The sequence below is a fragment of the Pseudomonas sp. HMWF006 genome (assembly GCF_003061205.1).
In the GTDB taxonomy this organism is placed as follows: Bacteria; Pseudomonadota; Gammaproteobacteria; order Pseudomonadales; family Pseudomonadaceae; genus Aquipseudomonas; species Aquipseudomonas monsensis.
Map to the genome: position 1 here is coordinate 1 of NZ_QAIU01000480.1, position 1370 is coordinate 1370.

Sequence of the window (1370 nt, forward strand, 5' to 3'; positions counted from 1 at the left end):
CCCGTCACTGATCGCAGCGAAGTTTTCTCGATCAAATATACGCTGACCAACATCGGGTATGCCGTCGGCCCGTTTCTTGGCGCTGGCATGGCCAAACTGGATCTCAGCTTGCCATTCCTATTATCAGCCGGGCTTGGAGCAGGATTCTTTTTCATCTATTTCGTTTGGGGCAATAGAGACCTGAACGCCACCGATTCAGCTCAGAAACCAGTACCGTTTCTGGCCGTGGGAAAACTGTTACTCCAAGATTATCGGTTGGTGTGTTTCACCCTTGGTGGGCTGCTTAGTGCGGTGGTTTTTGGCCAGTTCACCGCTTATCTCTCCCAGTATCTGGTGGTCACTACTACACCAGAATCCACCTACCAGATCATCAGCACCGTTGTGGCGACCAATGCGCTGATGGTGATCAGTTTGCAATACTCCATAGGCAGGAAGATCTCTCACAGGCATCTGAATCTGTGGCTGGTCGCGGGACTGAGTATGTTCATGCTGGGGTTGGCGGGTTTTGCCCTGTCGACCTCTATCCTGCTCTGGGTCATTTCCATAGCCATTTTTACGGTCGGCGAGATCATCGTATTCCCCGCCGAGTACATGTTCATCGACAAAATCGCTCCGGACAACCTGCGCGGCATGTATTACGGAGCACAAAACCTGTCCAACCTCGGCGCGGCGCTGGGGCCGGTGCTTTGCGGAATCGTATTGGCGACTCAGCCTCCCCACTACATCTTCTACATGCTTGCGCTCTTCATTGTTGCAGCTGGACTGTTCTACTTCCTGGGAGCTTCCAATTTGAGCGATATCACGGATATGGATTCTGATTGAACGGCAGCAATAAGACAGACAGTGGGGAATCAAAAGATCACCTTAAAAATGCCCGCTTTTGGTTCGATTTTGATCTGTCGCGACAGGCTGAAACCGGCCAAAAGCTGACGCTCACGATCGATTGCTTTCGGCCAAAAGCTGCCCTTTACAAGAAGCTGCTTTCGTCCCATTGCTGCCGGTGGGATCCCCATGGGTTTCGGGCAAATAGCCCAAATGCCTACGGCCTTCCCAGGTCGGTATTTGAGAGGGTACCCTGAACACCTTTTAATATGTGTGGCACCCATATGGGCATCAATTTACTGACCGAATCCATGCTTGGCCACTGGCGTGCTCCATCGGGTGTCTGGCAATGCGAATACCAATTCGGCAGCCGATTGATTTACGTCCAACATCGCAATGACGAGCCACCTCGCGCCAGGGTCGCCGCCGCGCAACGCGCGGTCAACGCCGCGTGGGATGATTTACCCCAAGTACTGACGTTCGCCGAACAGCACTGTAAAGCACAGATGCCCGAACTGATGCGGTTGTACGAAACCTACATGCCGGGG

1 protein-coding gene and 1 pseudogene are annotated in these 1370 nt (G+C 53.1%); both read left to right on the forward strand.

Going from position 1 to position 1370, the window contains the following annotated elements; all coding sequences use genetic code 11:
• Window positions 1–822 (forward strand): MFS transporter (locus tag DBR24_RS20915; RefSeq protein ID WP_128615707.1); only part of this gene is annotated, 822 nt, incomplete at its 5' end.
• A 284-nt stretch (window positions 823–1106) separates the two neighbouring features.
• Window positions 1107–1370: pseudogene (locus tag DBR24_RS20920) on the forward strand (hypothetical protein); the annotation flags it as partial.